At 59.8% G+C, this 18849-nt stretch carries 13 protein-coding genes, 4 tRNA genes and 1 pseudogene; 10 read left to right on the top strand and 8 right to left on the bottom strand.

Going from position 1 to position 18849, the window contains the following annotated elements; all coding sequences use genetic code 11:
• Nucleotides 1–31: 31 nt before the first annotated feature.
• Entirely contained in the window at nt 32–256 is a 225-nt protein-coding gene (locus tag DJ564_RS09785; protein WP_008031832.1) for a hypothetical protein, read from the bottom strand.
• 941 nt (nt 257–1197) lie between these two features.
• Between DJ564_RS09785 and DJ564_RS09795 the strand changes: the two genes are divergently transcribed.
• Nucleotides 1198–1521, top strand: coding sequence for a hypothetical protein (locus DJ564_RS09795; RefSeq protein WP_109628672.1), 324 nt, complete (start codon nt 1198–1200; stop codon nt 1519–1521).
• A gap of 175 nt (nt 1522–1696) precedes the next feature.
• Nucleotides 1697–3061, top strand: a complete 1365-nt coding sequence (gene rmuC, locus DJ564_RS09800) for a DNA recombination protein RmuC (RefSeq protein ID WP_178082342.1) — start codon at nt 1697–1699, stop codon at nt 3059–3061.
• Between the two features lie 140 nt (nt 3062–3201).
• Here the strand turns inward: rmuC and DJ564_RS09805 are convergent, their stop codons facing one another.
• The gene (locus tag DJ564_RS09805) at nt 3202–6672 is read right to left on the bottom strand and encodes a hybrid sensor histidine kinase/response regulator (RefSeq protein WP_109628674.1); all 3471 of its coding nucleotides are present in this window, start codon (nt 6670–6672) and stop codon (nt 3202–3204) included.
• A 232-nt stretch (nt 6673–6904) separates the two neighbouring features.
• A complete protein-coding gene (locus DJ564_RS09810; RefSeq protein ID WP_109628675.1) occupies nt 6905–7444 on the bottom strand; it encodes a TetR/AcrR family transcriptional regulator in 540 nt (179 codons plus the stop codon).
• Nucleotides 7445–7535: 91 nt separating this feature from the next.
• Between DJ564_RS09810 and DJ564_RS09815 the strand changes: the two are divergent.
• The 4 genes and pseudogenes from DJ564_RS09815 (at nt 7536) to DJ564_RS09830 (ending at nt 12313) form a co-directional block, all read left to right on the top strand.
• Nucleotides 7536–8728: pseudogene (locus DJ564_RS09815) on the top strand (MFS transporter).
• A 42-nt stretch (nt 8729–8770) separates the two neighbouring features.
• Nucleotides 8771–9082: a cupin gene (locus DJ564_RS09820; RefSeq protein ID WP_109628676.1), complete on the top strand. Its 312-nt coding sequence runs from the start codon at nt 8771–8773 to the stop codon at nt 9080–9082.
• Nucleotides 9083–9187: 105 nt separating this feature from the next.
• Nucleotides 9188–10339 (top strand): TDT family transporter, encoded by a 1152-nt coding sequence (locus DJ564_RS09825; RefSeq protein WP_109628677.1) that lies wholly within the window; start codon nt 9188–9190, stop codon nt 10337–10339.
• A 99-nt stretch (nt 10340–10438) separates the two neighbouring features.
• Complete coding sequence (locus DJ564_RS09830) at nt 10439–12313, top strand: MFS transporter (protein WP_109628678.1); 1875 nt, start codon at nt 10439–10441, stop codon at nt 12311–12313.
• Between the two features lie 115 nt (nt 12314–12428).
• Here DJ564_RS09830 and sugE read toward each other — a convergent pair whose 3' ends face one another.
• The 3 genes from sugE to rdgC form a co-directional block, all read right to left on the bottom strand.
• Entirely contained in the window at nt 12429–12743 is a 315-nt protein-coding gene (sugE, locus tag DJ564_RS09835) for a quaternary ammonium compound efflux SMR transporter SugE (protein WP_010456757.1), read from the bottom strand.
• Between the two features lie 119 nt (nt 12744–12862).
• The gene (locus tag DJ564_RS09840; RefSeq protein WP_109628679.1) at nt 12863–13828 is read right to left on the bottom strand and encodes a bile acid:sodium symporter family protein; all 966 of its coding nucleotides are present in this window, start codon (nt 13826–13828) and stop codon (nt 12863–12865) included.
• A 144-nt stretch (nt 13829–13972) separates the two neighbouring features.
• Nucleotides 13973–14893 (bottom strand): recombination-associated protein RdgC, encoded by a 921-nt coding sequence (gene rdgC / locus DJ564_RS09845; protein ID WP_109628681.1) that lies wholly within the window; start codon nt 14891–14893, stop codon nt 13973–13975.
• A gap of 160 nt (nt 14894–15053) precedes the next feature.
• Here rdgC and DJ564_RS09850 point away from each other — a divergent pair.
• The 4 genes from DJ564_RS09850 (at nt 15054) to DJ564_RS09865 (ending at nt 15595) form a co-directional block, all read left to right on the top strand.
• Nucleotides 15054–15129 (top strand) — tRNA-Val (locus DJ564_RS09850).
• Nucleotides 15130–15147: 18 nt separating this feature from the next.
• Nucleotides 15148–15224 (top strand) — tRNA-Asp (locus DJ564_RS09855).
• A 199-nt stretch (nt 15225–15423) separates the two neighbouring features.
• Nucleotides 15424–15499, top strand: a tRNA-Val gene (locus DJ564_RS09860).
• Nucleotides 15500–15518: 19 nt separating this feature from the next.
• A tRNA-Asp gene (locus tag DJ564_RS09865) sits at nt 15519–15595 on the top strand.
• 85 nt (nt 15596–15680) lie between these two features.
• Here the strand turns inward: DJ564_RS09865 and DJ564_RS09870 are convergent.
• Nucleotides 15681–16814, bottom strand: coding sequence for a catalase family protein (locus tag DJ564_RS09870; protein ID WP_109628682.1), 1134 nt, complete (start codon nt 16812–16814; stop codon nt 15681–15683).
• Entirely contained in the window at nt 16811–18622 is a 1812-nt protein-coding gene (locus tag DJ564_RS09875) for a di-heme-cytochrome C peroxidase (protein WP_109628684.1), read from the bottom strand. The genes DJ564_RS09870 and DJ564_RS09875 overlap by 4 nt, the downstream gene beginning before the upstream one ends.
• Between the last annotated feature and the right edge of the window lie 227 nt (nt 18623–18849).

Here is an 18849-nt window from a genome sequence, read left to right on the forward strand (position 1 = left end):
GGCTTTTGAGGTTTGCAGTCTTTCTGGCGTATCAGGCAACCAGTGCCTGACGGGTACGCTCGATCACGGCCTGCAGCGGTTCTGCGCTGGAGTATTGATCGGGGTAGAGGCGTTCGCTGTGACGAGCGATGCCGTGTTCGTTGACCAGAGTGAAGCTGAAGCAGCCTTTGCGAGCAGCCATGATCAGGCAATTCATTGGTGCAAAAGCGTTGGTTAGGGTGCGGATGGCATCCTGGGTGTGGATTTGAGTAGTCATTAAATGGGTGTTCCTACAAGCGACACGGATAAGAGCCGTGCAAAATTAAAACGTTCCAGTGACGACGACCACCATTGGTCGAACGAAGAACCCGACTGGAACAAAGCAGCCAGTTTGAAGCGCTGATAATTGGCGCGCTTGGGCTGGCAGGTAGGTACTTAGGAGGGCAGGCAACACATCAAGGGCAAAGGTTCTGGGCCCGGGGTGAAGATCCTGATCAATTTGCAGGCTGGTTCGGTCAGAGTAAGTGAGCTTCGCAACACCCTTTGCTTTCGATTCAAAGGCTGTGTTGGCGCAAGGTTTACCTGGAAACCATCGAGGTGGTCGATCCCGCTTGTTCGGTAGAGGCTTCCGTTGGGAAGGCTGACCGGGAGGATTTGTTCGACCAGAATTGACTTTCAGCTTGGTACTAACGCCGCGGATACTAACGGATCGAGTGGGCGAAGGGAAGCGTGAAAGCAAAATAATTGCAGAGCCCCGCAATCTCGCTCCGCATTGGGCCGATTTCCGACCACTGGTCATCTGTCCGGCACAAGCCTGGGACAAGGGTTTGCCAAGGTTATCCCCAGAAACGGTCTGCAAAACGCTCCGAAAAAGCGCATCGATATAACTGCCGCGAAGGTACTTGTGCACATAAGTTGCGCAGACTGTAACCGTACTGTCATCCGCGAATCGATCACAGTGGGTGCCTGTATTGAAAATTTAAGTCAATGAAAAACATCGCTTTTTTTTACTGGTGAAAAAATCGTCAGTTTGACTGCGAGCCCCATTCCACAGGGCTTTGCGAGAGTTCAAGGGCGGTTGTCCACTGAGTTATCCACAGCTTCTGTGGATTGTCCCGAGCGCTTGCTCTAGGACGGGCGTGCCGGGTTTTTTTAGGCTTTACCTGTAAGAAAAAAAGAGTAGAGTGGCGCGCCTTCCGATCTGCCCCACAGTGCTTTATGAAGTTTCGCTCCGTATCAGTTTCTGCGACCTCCACACCTCCCGGTGTTACCCCTCCCAAACGCTTTTCGATGCGAGTGGCTGAGTGGTTGCTCGATAGCCCGCGCCTGGGTGAAAACACCAACGTCAAACACTTCGCCGGGCGTTTGCTCAAGCAGCCTGCCCGTGAAGGTGTCGTGGCCGCGCAAAGTCGTCTTGGCCAGCTGATGTGCCGCGAATGCGGCAATGCCCGCGATCGCCGCATTGGCCAGGACCTGCTGCGCCAAGCCGCGCGAGCAGGGGATCGGCGCGCCCTACAGGAACTGGGCCTGGTCGAAGACTGAGCTGTCCAAGTTCTGACGCCTTGGTTACCCTTCAAGCTTTATCTCATCGGCAGGAGTCGCTATGGCTATGGACTTGACCAGCATTTTGCTTGGTCTGGCGGGCGCTGCATTGCCATTGCTGGTACTCGCCTGGCAGATCCAGCGCCGGGCGAGCACGGGGCAGGCCGAGGTGGCCTTGCTGGAAGAGCGTCTGGCCATGTCGCAACTGGCGCAGGACGGTTTGAACGCTCAGCTCGAAGCCTGCCGCGATGAAATCGGTGATCTGAGCCAGGCCAACGGTGCCAAGCAAGCAGAGTTGGCCGCCATGCGCCGTGAAATCGAACTGCTGCAAATCGAGCGCGACGACGCCCGCGATGCATCTCACGCCTGGAACATCGAGCGCGCCGGCAAAGAAGCCGAGCTGCGGCGCCTGGACGCCCGGGCGGCCTCGCTCACCGCCGAACTGCGTGAGCAGCAGGACAGCCATCAACAACGCCTCAACGACCTGCAAGGCTCGCGTGACGAGCTGCGAGCTCAGTTTGCCGAGCTGGCGGGCAAGATCTTCGACGAGCGTGAACAGCGTTTCGCCGAAACCAGCCAGCAGCGCCTGGGCCAATTGCTCGATCCTTTGAAGGAACGCATCCAGTCTTTCGAAAAACGCGTTGAGGAAAGCTATCAGGCCGAAGCCCGCGAACGGTTTTCCCTGGCCAAGGAGCTGGAGCGCCTGCAGCAGCTGAACCTGCGCCTGAGCGACGAAGCCACCAACCTCACCCGCGCCTTGAAAGGGCAGAAAACCCAAGGCAACTGGGGTGAGCTGATTCTTGAGCGCGTGCTTGAACATGCCGGGCTGGAGAAGGGCCGCGAGTACCAGACTCAAGTCACGCTCAAGGGCCCGGACGGTGAGCGCTTCCAGCCGGACGTGATCATTTATCTGCCGGGCGACAAGCAGGTCGTGGTCGACTCCAAGGTCAGCCTCACGGCCTATCAGCAATACGTGGCGGCCGAAGACGATGCCATCGGCCAGATCGCCATCAAGCAGCACGTCCTGTCGCTGCGCAATCACGTCAAAGGCCTGTCGGGCAAGGATTACAAGCGACTCGACGGCTTGCACAGCCTGGATTTCGTCTTGCTGTTCGTGCCGATCGAAGCGGCGTTTTCCGCTGCCTTGCAAGCTGAGCCGACACTGTTCCAGGAAGCCTTCGACCGCAACATCGTCATCGTCAGCCCGACTACGTTGCTGGCGACCCTGCGGGTCATCGACAGCCTGTGGAAGCAAGAGCGCCAGAGTCAGAACGCCCGGGAAATCGCCGAGCGTGCCGGGTGGCTGTACGACAAGTTCGTGTTGTTCATCCAGGATCTGGATGAAGTCGGCAATCGCTTGCAGCAACTGGACAAGGCCTACAGCTCTGCGCGCAACAAGCTGACAGAAGGGCGCGGCAACCTGGTCAGTCGCAGTGAGCAGTTGAAATTGCTGGGTGCGCGCGCCAGCAAGAGCTTGCCGGCTGATCTACTGGAGCGAGCGATGACCGATGTCGATGGATTGGCTGAGTTGCCTGAATAGGTCAAAAGCTTCGCGAGCAAGCCCGCTCCCACAGGTTTTTTGGCTTGCTCACTCGATGTGTGCAACAACTCCGATTCCCTGTGGGAGCGGGCTTGCTCGCGAAGGCGTCAGCACTGCCGCCAAAGAGCTCAAGCCCTCCATCACAACGGCAAATGCCGACTCAACAACGCCCGCAACGCCGCCGGTTTCACCGGTTTGGCCAGGTACTCCAGGCCCGCCGCATGCACCTGGGCCACCGTCTCGGGCCGGCCATCGGCACTGATCACCACCCCCGGCACCGGCTCTCCCAATTGAGTGCGCAACCACGCCATCAACTCGGTCCCGGTCTCGCCATGGTCCAGGTGGTAATCCACCAGCGCCAACTGTGGACGTACACCGTCTTTCAGCAGCGCCGCGCATTCATCGCGGTTGCGCGCGGTCCAGACCTGGCAACCCCAGCGTGTCAGCAAGCTGTTCATGCCGATCAGGATGCTGTCTTCGTTATCGATGCACAGCACCTGCGCGCCGCTCAACACATGGCCATTGAGTTCACTGACCTTGGCCGGCGCGACAGTCTGAGCCCGCGCGAGCGGCACGCTGACACTGAACACGCTGCCACGCCCCGGCCAGGACCGTACGCGCAAGCTGTGACCCAATACGCGACACAGCCCGTCGGCAATCGCCAGTCCCAGACCCAGGCCTTTCTCGGCGCGCGTCTGGTGGCTGTCGAGGCGTTTGAACTCCTCGAAAATCACCTGCAGTTTGTCTTCCGCAATCCCCGGCCCACGGTCCCAGACCTCCAGGCACAACTCGCCCTTGCGCCGCCGGACGCCAAGCAGCACCGGCCCCTTGGCATAGCGGAACGCGTTGGTCAGGAAGTTCTGCAGAATCCGTCGCAGCAGTTTGATGTCGCTGTCGATCCGCAACGTGCTGCCCCGAACCCGGAATTTCAGCCCTTGCTCCTGAGCCAGTGCCTTGAACTCGGCACCGAGCGCATCAAACAGTTCGTTGAGCGCGAAGGGTTTGGGGTCCGGGTTGATCTTGCCGTTTTCCAGGCGGGAAATGTCCAGCAGATCGCTGATCAAGTCCTCGGCAGAACGCAGCGAGCTGTCCAGGTGATGCACCAGTTTCTGCGCCTCGCTGGACAGACCGTCCTCTTGATGGGAAAGAGCGGCGGAGAACAGGCGCGCGGCATTCAGCGGCTGCATCAGGTCATGGCTGACCGCTGCCAGAAAGCGGGTTTTCGACTGGTTGGCCGATTCTGCGGTGCCCTTGGCTTCGGTCAGCGCCACGTTGAGTTGTGACAGTTCATGGGTCCGCTCGGTAACGCGTTGCTCCAGGCCTTCGTTGGCTTCGGTCAGGGCCTGTTCGGCCTCGCGGAACGCGGTGATGTCGGTGAAACTCATGACGAAACCGCCGCCGGGCATCGGGTTGCCGATCAGCTCGATCACACGCCCGTTGGGGAACAGTCGTTCAGAGGTGTGGGCGCGGCCCTGGCGCATCCAGTGCAAACGGCGAGCGACGTGCACTTCGGCCTCGCCGGGGCCGCACAGCCCGCGTTCAGCGTTGTAGCGAATGATGTCGGCAATCGGTCGGCCAAGCCTGATCAGCCCGTCCGGGTAATTGAACAGCTCCAGATAGCGCCGGTTCCAGGCCACCAGTTTCAGCGACTGGTCGACCACGCTGATGCCCTGGGTGATGTTTTCGATAGCGCCTTGCAACAGGGCGCGGTTGAACTGCAGCACCTCCGAGGCTTCATCGGCGATGCGGACGACATCCTCCAGTTGCATTTCCCGACCTTCGATGGCGGCTTTTACCACCGCGCGCGTCGAAGAAGCGCCGAGTACACCGGCCAGCAAACGTTCAGTGTGAGCGATCCATTCACCGTCAGCGTTCTGGTTCGGGTTGAAGCCTTTGCCTTGGCGGTAGGCAAAACGGATGAAGCTCTGCCGCGCCCGTTCTTCACCGACGAAGCGTGCAGCCAGTTGCAGCAAATCGTTGATCTGCACCGCCAACATCGAGCGGGCACTGGGGCGTGCGCTGATTTCCTGGCCGATGAAACGACCGGCCTGCCAGTGCTCCGACACTCGCGTGCGTGACAGCACGGATACCCAGGCGAACAGCGTGAAGTTGGCCGCCAGCGACAGCACCACGCCTTGGGTCAACGGGGTCAGCGGCAGGTTCAGCGGGTTGCTGTGCAACCAGGCCAGCCCTGGAAAGCTACTCAGGGACAAACCGAGGCTGTGGGCGGCGATTGGCAGAATCAGGGTGTAGAACCAGAGGAATGTCCCGGCGGCGAGGCCGGCGAAAACCCCTCGGCGGTTGGCCTGCTTCCAGTACAGCGCGCCGAGCATGGCCGGGGCCAGTTGGGTCACGGCGGCGAAGGCGATCTGGCCGATGGTCGCCAGGCTGGCGGTCGAGCCGAGCAGGCGATAACTGACGTAGGCCAGCAACAGAATCACCACGATGCTGACGCGGCGCACCGAGAGCATCCACTGGCGGAACACTTCGAACGGTCGCTCAGCGTTGTTCCGCCGCAGCAGCCACGGCAGCAACATGTCGTTGGAAACCATGGTCGACAGCGCCACGCTGGCGACGATTACCATGCCGGTCGCCGCTGAGGCGCCACCGATAAAGGCCAGCATCGCCAGGGCCGGGTGGGCTTGGGCCAGCGGCAGGCTGATGACGAAAGAGTCCGGCAGTACCGAGCTGGGCAGCAGCATCTGACCAGCGAGGGCGATCGGTACGACGAACAACGCCGCCAATGCCAGGTAAGCCGGGAACACCCATTTGGCCAAGCGCAAATCCTGAGGATCGATATTTTCCACCACCGTCACATGGAACTGCCGGGGCAGGCAGATGATCGCCATCATCGCCACACCGGTCTGCACCACCATCGACGGCCAGTTGATGGTTTCCTTCCAGTACGCCTCCAGGCGCGGGGCGAGCATGGCCTGGTTGAACAGGTCGTCGAAGCCGTCGTAAAGGCCGTAGGTCACGAACGCACCGACCGCGAGAAACGCGAACAGCTTGACCAGCGATTCGAAGGCAATCGCCAGCACCATGCCGCGGTGGTGTTCCGTGGCATCGAGGTTGCGCGTACCGAAGACAATGGTGAACAGCGCCAACACCAGCGACACGATCAGCGCCGTGTCCTGCGCGCGAGTGCCCATGGCGTCGGCACCGGCGCCGATCAGCAGGTTCACCCCGAGGACGATGCCTTTGAGTTGCAGCGCGATGTAGGGCAACACACCCACCAGGCAGATCAGCGCCACGACCACCGCCAGCGATTGGGATTTGCCGTAGCGGGCGGCGATGAAGTCGGCGATGGAGGTGATGTTCTCCTGTTTGCTGATCATCACCATTTTTTGCAGGACCCACGGCGCGCAGACCAGCAACAGGATCGGCCCGAGGTAGATCGGCAGGAATGACCAGAGCTGCTCGGCGGCCTGGCCGACAGCGCCAAAGAAGGTCCAGCTGGTGCAATAGACCGCCAGCGACAGGCTGTACACCCACGCGCGCACTCGCGGCGGCAACGGTGTGCTGCGACGGTCGCCGTAAAAGGCGATGGCGAACATGATGGCCATATAGGCCAGGGCGACGACGGCGATCAGCCCGCTGGACAGCGACATGGGAACTCCCGGCAAAAGACACCCGGGACTCCCGCCCGGTCAGACAGTCTCGCACGATGGCCGGGGTTAGTCAGTGTCGACCAAGGTCGTGGCGTGGTGGGGTGTCGCAGGGTGTTTGTCAGTTGGATTTTTAGTGTTTGTGCTGGCCTCTTCGCGAGCAAGCCCGCTCCCACATTGGATTTGCGTCGTTCACAAATTCCCTGTGGGAGCGGGCTTGCTCGCGAAGACGGCCTCACTGACTCAACGCAATCTCGATCAACTGATGCAATTCCCCAACCTCCAACGGTGCCGCCGAAAACAGGATGCGAAACACCGTCGGCGCGGCCACCAAATTGATCAATCGATCGACACTCGGCTTCGGCTGATCCGGGTAACGATCCAGAATCGCCTGCAACTGCCCGCCAATGATCGTCACGCAGTAAACCGGTGTGATGCTGCATTGCACGTCGCGCAGCATGTTTCGGCCGGGCTCGGAGCTCATCTCGTCCAGATACTGCTCCGCCCAGGCCCGCACATCACCGCGCAAGCTGCCGGTGACGGCCGGTTCGCTGTCCGGGCGCAGGCGGGCGAGGGCGACGTCGGCCAGCAACACCGACAAATCGCCCCAACGCCGATAGATCGTCGACGGCGTCACCCCCGCGCGCGCAGCGATTTGCGGGACGGTCACGGTGGCGCGATCCTGCTCTTCAAGCAGATCGCGGACAGCCGAATGAATCGACTCTTGCACCCGGGCGCTTCGACCGCCGGGGCGTAAACCTTCTTTAATAGCCATACGGCGGACCTTAACACAAAGAATTTGCTTTAAGCGCTGGCCAGTAGCACACTCCGCAAACGCAATAAATTAGCTTTTGCGGAGTGTGCGCATGTCCAGCTCGATATCAAACCGTTCCAGCCTGTGGTTTCTGCCGATTACTTTACTGAGTTTTCTTGCCGCTTCCACTGCGCCAACGCCGCTGTACCACTTGTATCAGGAACACCTGCAATTCTCGGCAGCGACCCTGACCCTGATCTTCGGCGTCTACGCCATCAGCCTGCTCGCGGCGTTGCTCACCGTCGGTTCGCTGTCGGATTACCTGGGGCGAAAACCGGTGATTTTCACCGCTGTGGTGCTGAACATGCTGGCTATGCTGCTGTTTATCAATGCCGACAGCGTCGCCTGGTTGATCAGCGCCCGAGTGCTTCAAGGCTTTGCTACTGGAATGGCCACGGCTGTATTAGGTGCCGCGCTGCTCGACACTGATCGCCAGCAAGGTCCGCTGGTCAATAGCGTCGCGCCGCTGCTCGGCATGGCGGTGGGTGCCATGGGCTGCGGCTTGTTGGCCGAGTTTGCGCCGTTGCCGCTGCAATTGACCTTTTGGGTGTTGCTCGGACTGTTCGGGTTGCAAGCGCTGTACGTCTGGCGTCTGCCGGAAAGCGTCAGCCCACAAGCGGGGCATTGGCTTCGCTGTTTCCGACCCTGCATGTGCCGGTCCAGGCTCGGCGTGGGTTGTGGCTGGTGCTGCCGCTGAACACCGCCGCGTGGGCGCTCGGCGGCTTCTTTGCCTCCCTCGCGCCGTCCCTTGTACGGACGGCCACCGGATCGACCTCGAATCTGATTGGCGGCGCGACAGTGGCTGCGCTGACCGTCACCGGCGCATTGATGATCTACACCTTGCGCAGTCGCCCGGCTGACAAAGTCTTGCGGATCGGCGCAAGCATTCTGCCCGTGGGTGTAGCGCTGATTTTACTGGCGGTCCACAGCGCCAGCCTGCTGCTGTTTTTCATCGGAACGCTGGTGGCCGGATGCGGTTTCGGGGCCAGTTTCTTGGGTTCGTTGCGCAGTGTCGTGCCGCTGGCCTTGCCTCACGAACGGGCCGGGTTGATGTCGGCGTTTTATGTGCTCAGTTATCTGGCGTTCTGTCTGCCGTCGTTGCTGGCAGGGAACCTGACGCGAGCCTTTGGTCTGGTGGCGACGACCGATGGTTATGGCGCGGTGCTGATTATCCTGTCGGTCAGTGCTCTGCTCGCGTTGATGCGTCAGGAGCCTGTCAAAGTCTGTGGCGCCAATGTTCGATGACCGCTAGCCTTGGCACCGCCACTCATTTCGACGGACCACCCGATGAAGATCATTCGCAGCAAATCCTTCACCGCTGACCGTGCCTGGGGCGCCCTGGATATCGCCAACATGAACGGCATCACCACCCGTTTGCACTGGACCGATCAGCCGTACAAATGGCACGTCAACGATGGGCAGGAAGTATTCGTGGTGCTCGATGGCCAGGTTCAAATGCGCTACCGCGAGGAGGGCGTCGAAAAGGAAACGCTGCTGGACGTGGGCGATATTTTCTATGCGTCGGTCGGCACCGAGCACGTCGCCCATCCGCTAGGTGCGGCGAGGATCCTGGTAATCGAAACTGAAGGCAGCGTTTGATGCTATATCTGCAAAACAGATAACAGTTAGAGATATTACCCGTTATATAGATATTCGATTCGGATCTACCATGAATTCCACCTCACAAGAGGAGAGGAATTCACCATGACATGCCCCAACAGCAGCACCCCCGGTTTAAAACCGCTCAGCCATTTGCAGCACCCGCTTGAAGCCATTCGCCAATTCACGCCCAACTGGTTCGCCGCGACCATGGGCACAGGTGTGCTGGCATTGGCCCTGGCGCAATTGCCCGTCGCCATACCCGGCCTGCACGCAGTGGCCGAAGGTCTCTGGCTGCTCAATATCTGCCTGTTTGTTTTATTCACCGTCGCCTACACGGCACGTTGGGTGTTGTTCTTTGATGAAGCGCGAAGGATTTTTGGCCATTCCACGGTCTCGATGTTCTTCGGCACCATCCCGATGGGGTTGGCGACCATCATCAACGGCTTCCTGGTGTTCGGCCTGCCGCGCTGGGGCGATGGAGTGATTCATGTCGCCGAAGTGCTGTGGTGGCTCGATGTGGCCATGTCCCTGGCCTGCGGCGTGCTGATTCCCTACATGATGTTCACCCGCCAGGAACACAGCATCGACCAAATGACAGCGGTCTGGCTGTTGCCGGTGGTCGCGGCGGAAGTGGCGGCCGCCAGCGGGGGGCTTCTGGCACCACACCTGGCCGATGCCCATTCGCAACTGGTGGTGCTGACGACCAGCTACGTGCTGTGGGCCTTTTCCCTGCCGGTGGCGTTCAGCATTCTGACGATCCTGTTACTGCGCATGGCGTTGCATAAACTGCCTCACGAAAACATGGCCGCCTCCAGCTGGCTGGCGCTGGGGCCAATCGGCACCGGGGCCTTGGGTATGTTGTTGCTGGGCGCCGACGCGCCGGCCATCTTTGTGGCCAACGGTCTGCCGGGTATCGGTGAAATTGCTGAAGGGCTGGGCCTGGTGGCCGGGATCACGCTGTGGGGTTTCGGCTTCTGGTGGATGCTGATGGCGGTGCTGATCACCGTGCGTTACCTGCGCGACGGTATCCCGTTCAACCTGGGCTGGTGGGGCTTCACCTTCCCGCTGGGCGTCTATTCTCTGACGACGTTGAAACTGGGCAGCACTTTGAACCTGGCTTTTTTCAGTGTCTTTGGCTGCGTGCTGGTGGCGATGCTGGCGGTGATGTGGCTGATCGTCTCCAAACGCACGGTGCAGGGCGCGTGGCGCGGCGAGTTGTTTGTCTCGCCGTGCATTGCAGGATTAAACAAATAACCTGCAAAGTTTAGGTAATGTGTGGCCTGGATCGACGTTCGATATTCCAATAACAAATCGCCAAGCCACTCTCTACCCAACATCAGGGACACATGGAAGATGAGCCACCCCTCACAGTTCACCTTGCTTCGCACCCGGCGCTTCCTGCCATTCTTTATTACGCAGTCCCTCGGGGCGTTCAACGACAACATTTTCAAGCAGTCGCTGATCCTCGCCATTCTGTACAAGCTGACTATCGAAGGTGACCGTTCGATCTGGGTCAACCTGTGCGCGCTGCTGTTTATCCTGCCGTTCTTTCTGTTCTCGGCGCTGGCCGGCCAGTTCGGGGAAAAGTTCGCCAAGGACGCGCTGATTCGTCTGATCAAGCTCGGGGAAATCGCCATCATGGCGGTCGGCGCGGTCGGTTTCCTGTTCGATCACCTGTCGCTGATGCTGGTGGCGCTGTTTGCCATGGGCACGCACTCGGCGCTTTTCGGGCCAGTGAAATACTCGATCCTGCCCCAGGCCCTGCGTGAAGAAGAGCTGGTGGGCGGCAACGGGCTGGTGGAAATGGGCACGTTCCTGGCGATCCTCGCCGGCACCATCGGCGCCGGGATCATGATGTCCTCCAGTCATTACGCGCCCATCGTTTCCACCGCGATCATCGGTATCGCGGTGCTCGGCTACCTGGCCAGTCGCAGCATTCCCCGGGCGGCGGCCTCATCGCCGCAAATGCGCCTGAACTGGAACATCTTCAGCCAGTCCTGGGCCACCTTGAAACTGGGCCTGGGGCAAACGCCTGCGGTGTCGCGCTCCATCGTCGGCAACTCGTGGTTCTGGTTTGTCGGGGCGATTTATCTGACGCAGATCCCGGCCTATGCCAAGGAATGGATGCACGGCGACGAGACCGTGGTGACGCTGATTCTGACGGTGTTCTCGGTGGGTATTGCCTTCGGTTCGATGCTTTGCGAAAAACTCTCCGGACGCAAAGTCGAGATCGGCCTGGTGCCGTTCGGTTCCTTTGGGCTGACGGTGTTTGGCTTGCTGCTGTGGTGGCATTCGGGCGGTATTCCAGACAGCGTTGATGGCCATGGCTGGATCGAAATCCTCGGGTTTGGCCACACCTGGCTGGTGCTGATCGACATCCTCGGCCTGGGGATCTTCGGTGGTTTCTACATTGTGCCGCTGTATGCGCTGATTCAGTCGCGCACCCCCGAGAACGAACGGGCGCGGGTGATTGCCGCCAACAACATTCTCAACGCATTGTTTATGGTGGTGTCGGCGATTGTCTCGATCGTTTTGTTGAGCATGGTCGAGCTGTCGATCCCGCAGCTGTTTCTGGTGGTGTCGCTGCTGAACATCGGCGTCAACGCCTACATCTTCAGCATCGTTCCTGAATTCACCATGCGCTTCATGATCTGGCTGCTCAGCCATTCCATGTACCGCGTGGAGCATCGCAACCTCGATCTGATCCCGGATGAAGGCGCGGCGTTGCTGGTCTGCAACCACGTGTCCTTCGTTGATGCGCTGCTGATTGGCGGCGCGGTGCGTCGGCCGATTCGCTTTGTCATGTATTACAAAATCTACAACCTGCCGGTGCTGAACTTTATCTTTCGCACGGCGGGGACGATTCCGATCGCGGGTCGCCAGGAAGACATTCAGATTTACGAAAAGGCCTTCACACGGATTGCTCAATATCTGAAGGACGGTGAGCTGGTGTGCATCTTCCCTGAAGGCAAGTTGACCGCTGACGGGGATATGAGCGAGTTCAAGGGCGGGTTGGTGCGCATTCTCGAAGAGACGCCGGTGCCGGTGATTCCGCTGGCTTTGCAGGGGTTGTGGGGGAGTTTTTTCAGCCGCGATCCGGGCAAGGGGTTGTTTCGTCGGTTGTGGTCGCGGGTGACGTTGGTGGCAGGGCCGGCGGTGGCGGTTGAGGCGGCGGAGCCTTTGAAGTTGCAGCAGTTGGTGGGGGAGCTGCGCGGGACAGTCAGGTAGGCGGTGACTTTGATGGCCTCTTCGCGAGCAAGCCCGCTCCCACACTTGATCGAGTTCTTCCTGAAAGAATGCAATCAAGTGTGGGAGCGGGCTTGCTCGCGAAGGGGGCAGTGGCCTAGGCGCTGACTTTGAGCCCAATCAACCCGGCAATAATCAACGCCACACTGGCCAGCCGGAACAGCGCCATGGATTCACCAAACAAAATGATCCCGGCGATCACCGTGCCCACGGCACCCACACCGGTCCAGATCGCATAGGCCGTGCCCAGCGGCAATTCCTTCATGGCAAGGCCCAGCAAACCAAGGCTGATCGCCATGGCGGCAACGGTCAATGCGGTCGGGAGAGGGCGGCTGAAACCGTCGGTGTACTTCAGGCCAACGGCCCAGCCGACTTCGAACAGGCCGGCGAAAAACAGAATGATCCAGGACATGAGAGACCTCCATCGATTGACGGGGTCGTCCCCAGATTAATGACTCGATCGAGCCGCGAGGTCGTCCTCGCGTTGCGCCATAGAGTGCCCATCATTAATCCGGGGATCAAGTTTGCGGATTACTCGGACGCTTGCTGTGCCGCGGTTTCCCGGTCTTGTTTCTCGCTCATCCGACGGAAATACGTCGAGAGCAACGCCCCGGAAATGTTGTGCCAGACGCTGAATAACGCGCTAGGCACCGCCGCCAGTGGCGAGAAGTGCGCACTGGCCAGCGCGGCGCCCAGACCGGAGTTCTGCATGCCGACTTCCAGCGCCAGGGATTTGCGCTGGGCCAGTGGCAAGTTGAACAGGCGCCCGGTGAAGTAACCCAGCAAATAACCGAAGCTGTTGTGCAGCATGACCACGGCCATGATCAGCAGGCCAGACTCGGCGATCTTCGCCTGGCTGGCGGCCACCACGGCGGTGACGATGATCACGATGCTCACCACCGAAATCAGCGGCAACACTTCCACCGCATGGCGCACTCGATCACCCAGCAGGCGTTGGGCCACCACGCCGAGCACGATCGGTAGCAGCACGACTTGCAGGATCGACCAGAACAGCTCCATGAAGGACACCGGCAGCCACGCCGAAGCCAGCAGCCAGATCAGCGCCGGCGTCAGCAACGGAGCGAGGAGGGTGGTGACAGCGGCGATGGCCACCGACAGCGCCAGGTCACCGCGCGCCAGCCAGGTCATTACGTTCGACGAGGTGCCGCTTGGGCAGCAGCCGACGAGAATCACGCCGACGGCGATTTCCGGCGGCAGGTGAAACGCCTGGCAGAGCAACCACGCCACGCCGGGCATGATCACGAAATGTGCAACCACGCCCAATGCCACGCGCCATGGATGGCGAGCGACTTCGGCGAAGTCTTCGAGTTTGAGGGTCAGGCCCATGCCGAACATCACCAGGCCCAACAGCGGCACGATCGCGCCTTTCAGGCCGATGAACCACGCCGGCTGCAGGAACGCCACGACGGCGAAAATCAGTACCCAGTAAGCGAAGGTGTTGCCGACAAAACGACTCAATGCAGCAAGGGCGCGCATGGCCTGATCCTTTTTATTAAGTAACACCACAAAACCAATGTGGGAGCGGGCTTGCTCGCGAAGAGGCCGGTACATTCAACATTTATGTTGCCTGTAAGACCGCCTTCGCGAGCAAGCCCGCTCCCACATTTAGACCACGTCGGTTTAGATCCCCTGCGGAAGCTCTTCACCGCCCAACGCTTCAACCAGTGCCGGCAGGAAGTCGCCGAAGGTCAGCATCATCAGGGTGAAGCTGGCGTCCAGCTGGCCGAGGGCTTCTTCGCCACCGTCCTGTTCCGCCTGGTCTTGCAGCAGGTCTTCGAACTTCAGGCGCTTGACCACCATCTTGTCGTCGAGGACGAAAGACAGCTTGTCTTGCCAGGCCAGCGACAGCTGAGTCACCACTTTGCCGGTGCTCAAGTGCAGCTGGATTTCTTCGCTGGTCAGGTCCTGGCGCTTGCAACGCACGATGCCACCGTCTTCGTGGGTGTCGCGCAGTTCGCACTCGTCCAGCACAAAGAAGTCGTCCGCGGCTTTCTGGGTGGTGACCCACTCAGTCATGGTCGCGGTCGGCGACATTTTAACGGTCAGTGGACGTACTGGCAGTGTGCCGATCACTTCACGCAAAGTGGACAGCAGGTCTTCGGCACGTTTCGGGCTGGCCGAGTTGACCAGGATCAGGCCCTGTTTCGGCGCAATGGCGGCGAAGGTCGACGAACGACGGATAAAGGCACGCGGCAGGAACGCCTGGATGATTTCATCCTTGATCTGGTCGCGTTCCTTTTTGTAGACCTTGCGCATTTGTTCGGCTTCGATCTCTTCGACCTTTTCCTTCACGGCGTCACGCACGACGCTGCCCGGCAAGATGCGTTCTTCTTTACGGGCGGAGATCAGCAGGAAGTCGCCGCTGACGTGCACCAGGGGGGCATCTTCGCCTTTGCCGAACGGCGCGACGAAACCGTAGGTGGTCAACTCCTGGCTTGCACATGGACGCGCCAGTTTGGTGGCCAGTGCAGTTTCCAACGCCTCGGCATCAAAAGGCAGATCTTGGGTCAGGCGATAGATAAGCAGGTTTTTGAACCACATGGGGCGAGTCTCTCCTTTATACAAAGGGGGGCATTATTCTCTTAGCGAAGCCATAGGCCAACCCTTCTCTAAGCCTTTGGAAGGGCTGCAAAAATTATTTAAAAAAGTGCTTGCCAGAGGTGGGGTCGCTCCGTAGAATGCGCGCCACACCGAAAGTGAAGGGTGATTAGCTCAGCTGGGAGAGCGTCTGCCTTACAAGCAGAATGTCGGCGGTTCGATCCCGTCATCACCCACCATTCGCTTTAGTGTTACGCGCAGCGGTAGTTCAGTCGGTTAGAATACCGGCCTGTCACGCCGGGGGTCGCGGGTTCGAGTCCCGTCCGCTGCGCCATATTCGGTAACCTGGAATGCTGAACGCCAGGTCACCACGGAAAAGCCCGCTAACGCGGGTTTTTTTCTGCCCAAAGTTTGTACGTTGTTCCTGCAGGTCGTGTCGTTTCACCGGATTTCAGATTTTTTTGATAAATTATTCAATTAAATCAACACTTTACGAAAATCTGTGGCACAATGCGCCCCGCAACGAAGGTAACGGGTGATTAGCTCAGCTGGGAGAGCGTCTGCCTTACAAGCAGAATGTCGGCGGTTCGATCCCGTCATCACCCACCACTTACTTTCAACGCTACGCGCAGCGGTAGTTCAGTCGGTTAGAATACCGGCCTGTCACGCCGGGGGTCGCGGGTTCGAGTCCCGTCCGCTGCGCCATATTCGGTAACCTGGAACGCTGAACGCCAGGTCACCACACAGAAAGCCCGCTTTATGCGGGCTTTTTGCTGTCCGGGATTTGGCTTTATTGCTCGGCGTTGCGGCTGTGGCGGTAATCGCTGACCGCTTCGTACACCGCTTTGCGCAAGCGGTTGATGCCACCAATCGGCCGATGAGCCTCAAGCCCGAACCACGGATTGAACGACTGGTTGTCGCATTGCAGGTTCAGCGCCAGCGTATCGAAGTCCTGAGCGGGCAGTTTGATCCGGGCCACGGTTTCGAACGTCGCATCCTTTTCCTTCCATTCGATACTCGTGTCCTCGTTCGGCATGTACTTGCCCGGATCCTGCCGTTGGATCTGCAAGACGAAGCACGCGGGCACCCGATCCGTCGACAATTGCTGATTCAGCGCATTACGCAAAAAATTCGGCAGCTTCTGGTTCTGCGCCGGAAGGGTGTAGGCCGGGCAATTGTCGGGATCCGGCGTCACCCGAAACTTCGCGTTGGCGTCACCAAACTTGTAGGGCGAAACTGAAAAGTATGTCGTCTGCGTCGGACTTTCCGGGGCAGGGGAGAGCGTCGCCAGGGCAATGAACAGATGACGAACCTGCCACGTGCGCGGATCCCAGCCGGGGAAAAACGCCATCAGCTTCTTGCCATCGGCCTGGGCGGCCACATTCTGACGGTATTCGGCGACATCGCTGACGAAGAAGTTCGGGTGGCTGAACATCACAAAGTCTTGTTCACCACGGCTTTTTTGATCGGCGAGCAGTTGTTTGCCGGGCACATCGAGCAACTTGATCGCCATGCCCCGGGCATCGCGGATACTGTCGAACTGTGGATAAGCATTGCCATTGGACAGCCGCACCGTCGCGTTCCAGGTTTTGCCGGGTTCGCTGAACACGCCCTGACGCAGCTCATCCGCCAGATCCGGCAGCACTTGGACTTCGGCCTTCACGCAACCGTGCGCCTTGGCATGCGCATCGCGCAGGTAGCGGGTGTTTTCACGGTGCTGATCGACGATGCGCACGGCCGTCTGGATGATGTCCTGAGTCATCGCCGCTTCGCCGTTCGGGATCAGTTCTTCAGCCGAGACCGGTCCCCGGTGCTGCCAGGCAAACCACGCCGTGGCCAGTGCCCAGCCGAGTAATCCCAGGCCCAGCAACCACAACAGGGTTTTGCCGAGGAACACGCCAAACCACCTCCACAGTCTGCTCATGGCAATTGTGCCTCCAACGGGCCGCCCAACACTTTTAGATATTCCAGCAGCGCCCAGCGCTCCTCCGGTTGCAGCAGGCGACCGATCACGCCGTTGCCGCGCTTGCCAGCCCGGAATTCGTGGCCACTGTTGTGATTGCCGGTGATCCGCGTGTCGAACTTGAAGCCATTGGTGAACGCTTCGGTGCGATAGCCCAGGTGCCTGGGGTCGTACTCGAACGTGCCTTTGTAGAAGGTCGTTGCGCGTTCATCCTGGGGCGAGAGCAGTTGATAGATGCTTGGTACCGAACCGTTGTGCAGAAACGGCGCCGTCGCCCAGACCCCGGCCAATGGTCGGGCTTTGTAGGCGCGCAATTCACGCACGCCAATCGGCAGGCCGAAGCCATCCATGTCCGGGCGCTCGGCCTCGGGAATTTTCGCCTCGCGGTAAGTGCGGTTTCCTACGAATGCGGTGACGTAGGCCAGGCCTTTGGCTGACGAGAGTTTGCTCATGTCCAGCGGCTCGGTGGGCGGCGGCTGCACCTGCACATCCAGTTTCGCCAGCTCTGCCGGGTCCCATTGCAAGGCGCTGAGGTCGAAGCGATGGTCGGCGATGTTGTTGGCGGCGCCCGGGTCTGTGCCGATGTAGTCCACTGGAAGCATTTTCAGGTGCTGCACCCAACGTCCGTTGGTCTGGACCGATCGAGGCACATGGCAACCGGCGCAGTTTTCACTGAACAATTCGCGCCCTTTGGCGGCCAAGGGCTTATCGACAGCGCCGAGCAGGTCTTCCGGCCAGGCAGGTGGTTTGAGCCGTTGCAGGGTTTGTTCGATCTGGTGCAGGTCGCGCAAGCGGACACTCGACGGATAGCGCGCGTCACCTTTCAGCGGTTGGCCGTTGGCATCGAAGAAGCTCAGGGTTGCGCCGACGCCCAGCGCCTCGCCGATGTTGCGGGCCATCGGTTGCTGCGCCGAACCGTTCCATTGCACCCAGTCAAAGGTCCACATGTCCCACAGTTGCGGGTAGTCCACCGGGGCATCCGCCACGCGGTAGTTATCCGCAGAAATCGCGTCGCCGAAGCTGGCATTGGCAATTCGCCCGAAGGCATCGGTGCGGCCGGGGCCTTCCTCGGTCGGGTAGAGCCCGCGATGGGTATCGTTCCACGCCACTTTTACAAAGGTATCAAGCGAGGTCTTGAAGTCTTTTCGTAGTTGTTCGCGGCGGGCGTCGTAGTCCTCGCCAAGCACGTTGCGTGCGAAGCGTTCGAATTTCCACGGGTTGTAGTACGTCGAGGCCAGACTGGCGACAAGCGCTTGTCCGAAACTGCCACCGCGCAATGTAGGAACGCTGGAAGGCAGGACATGCTGCGCCGAACCTCCGTCGATGCGTACGGCCTGGCCGTTGAAACGCAATTCACCGGTGTGGCAGGCAGCGCAGGTGATATCGAGGAACTCGTCCTGACTGTCGGGGTTTTGATGGCGGGCAAACCCCACGGGTAAGTTGCCAGGGTTGTTGTTCGGTGTGTCCTTCTGGTCGCGGTCGATCAGAAAACCAAAGCGCGCGAGATACTCGGGGGCGGCGAATCGTTGTTCCGAGAAGGGCAGTTCAAGTTCCTTGAACCAGTCATAGCGCAAGCCTTTGACTTGGGTGCCTTGGGGGGTGAAGTAGTAAGTCTGGCGGTCGGCGGCGCTCCACTGTTCCAGGTAGTGCACCTGTTGCGCGGGCGACCAGGTCGGCAGTTTCGGGTTGGCGACGTAGTACAGCACCACGGCCAGGCCCAGTCCCAACAGCACAGCAAGCAACACCAGCAGGCGGAATAAGAGGCGCAAGATAAACATCCTTGTCGATTTGTAGCTCTCTTATGCCTCAGTGCCTGAGGTGCGGCAAGTGGCCATTACGTCAGATGCTGTGGGATCCGGTATCTCTCTCTGTGGGCCCAAGATGACAGAAGCTTCATCCTTCCAATCCCGAAATGCGTTAAAACCCCTGAACTTATCAGAAGTTTCCTGCTCTCATGCCGGTAGCCATTGGTCGTGGCCGCCTGATAAGCTCGCGG

This window comes from Pseudomonas sp. 31-12 (genome assembly GCF_003151075.1).
Classification (GTDB): Bacteria; Pseudomonadota; Gammaproteobacteria; order Pseudomonadales; family Pseudomonadaceae; genus Aquipseudomonas.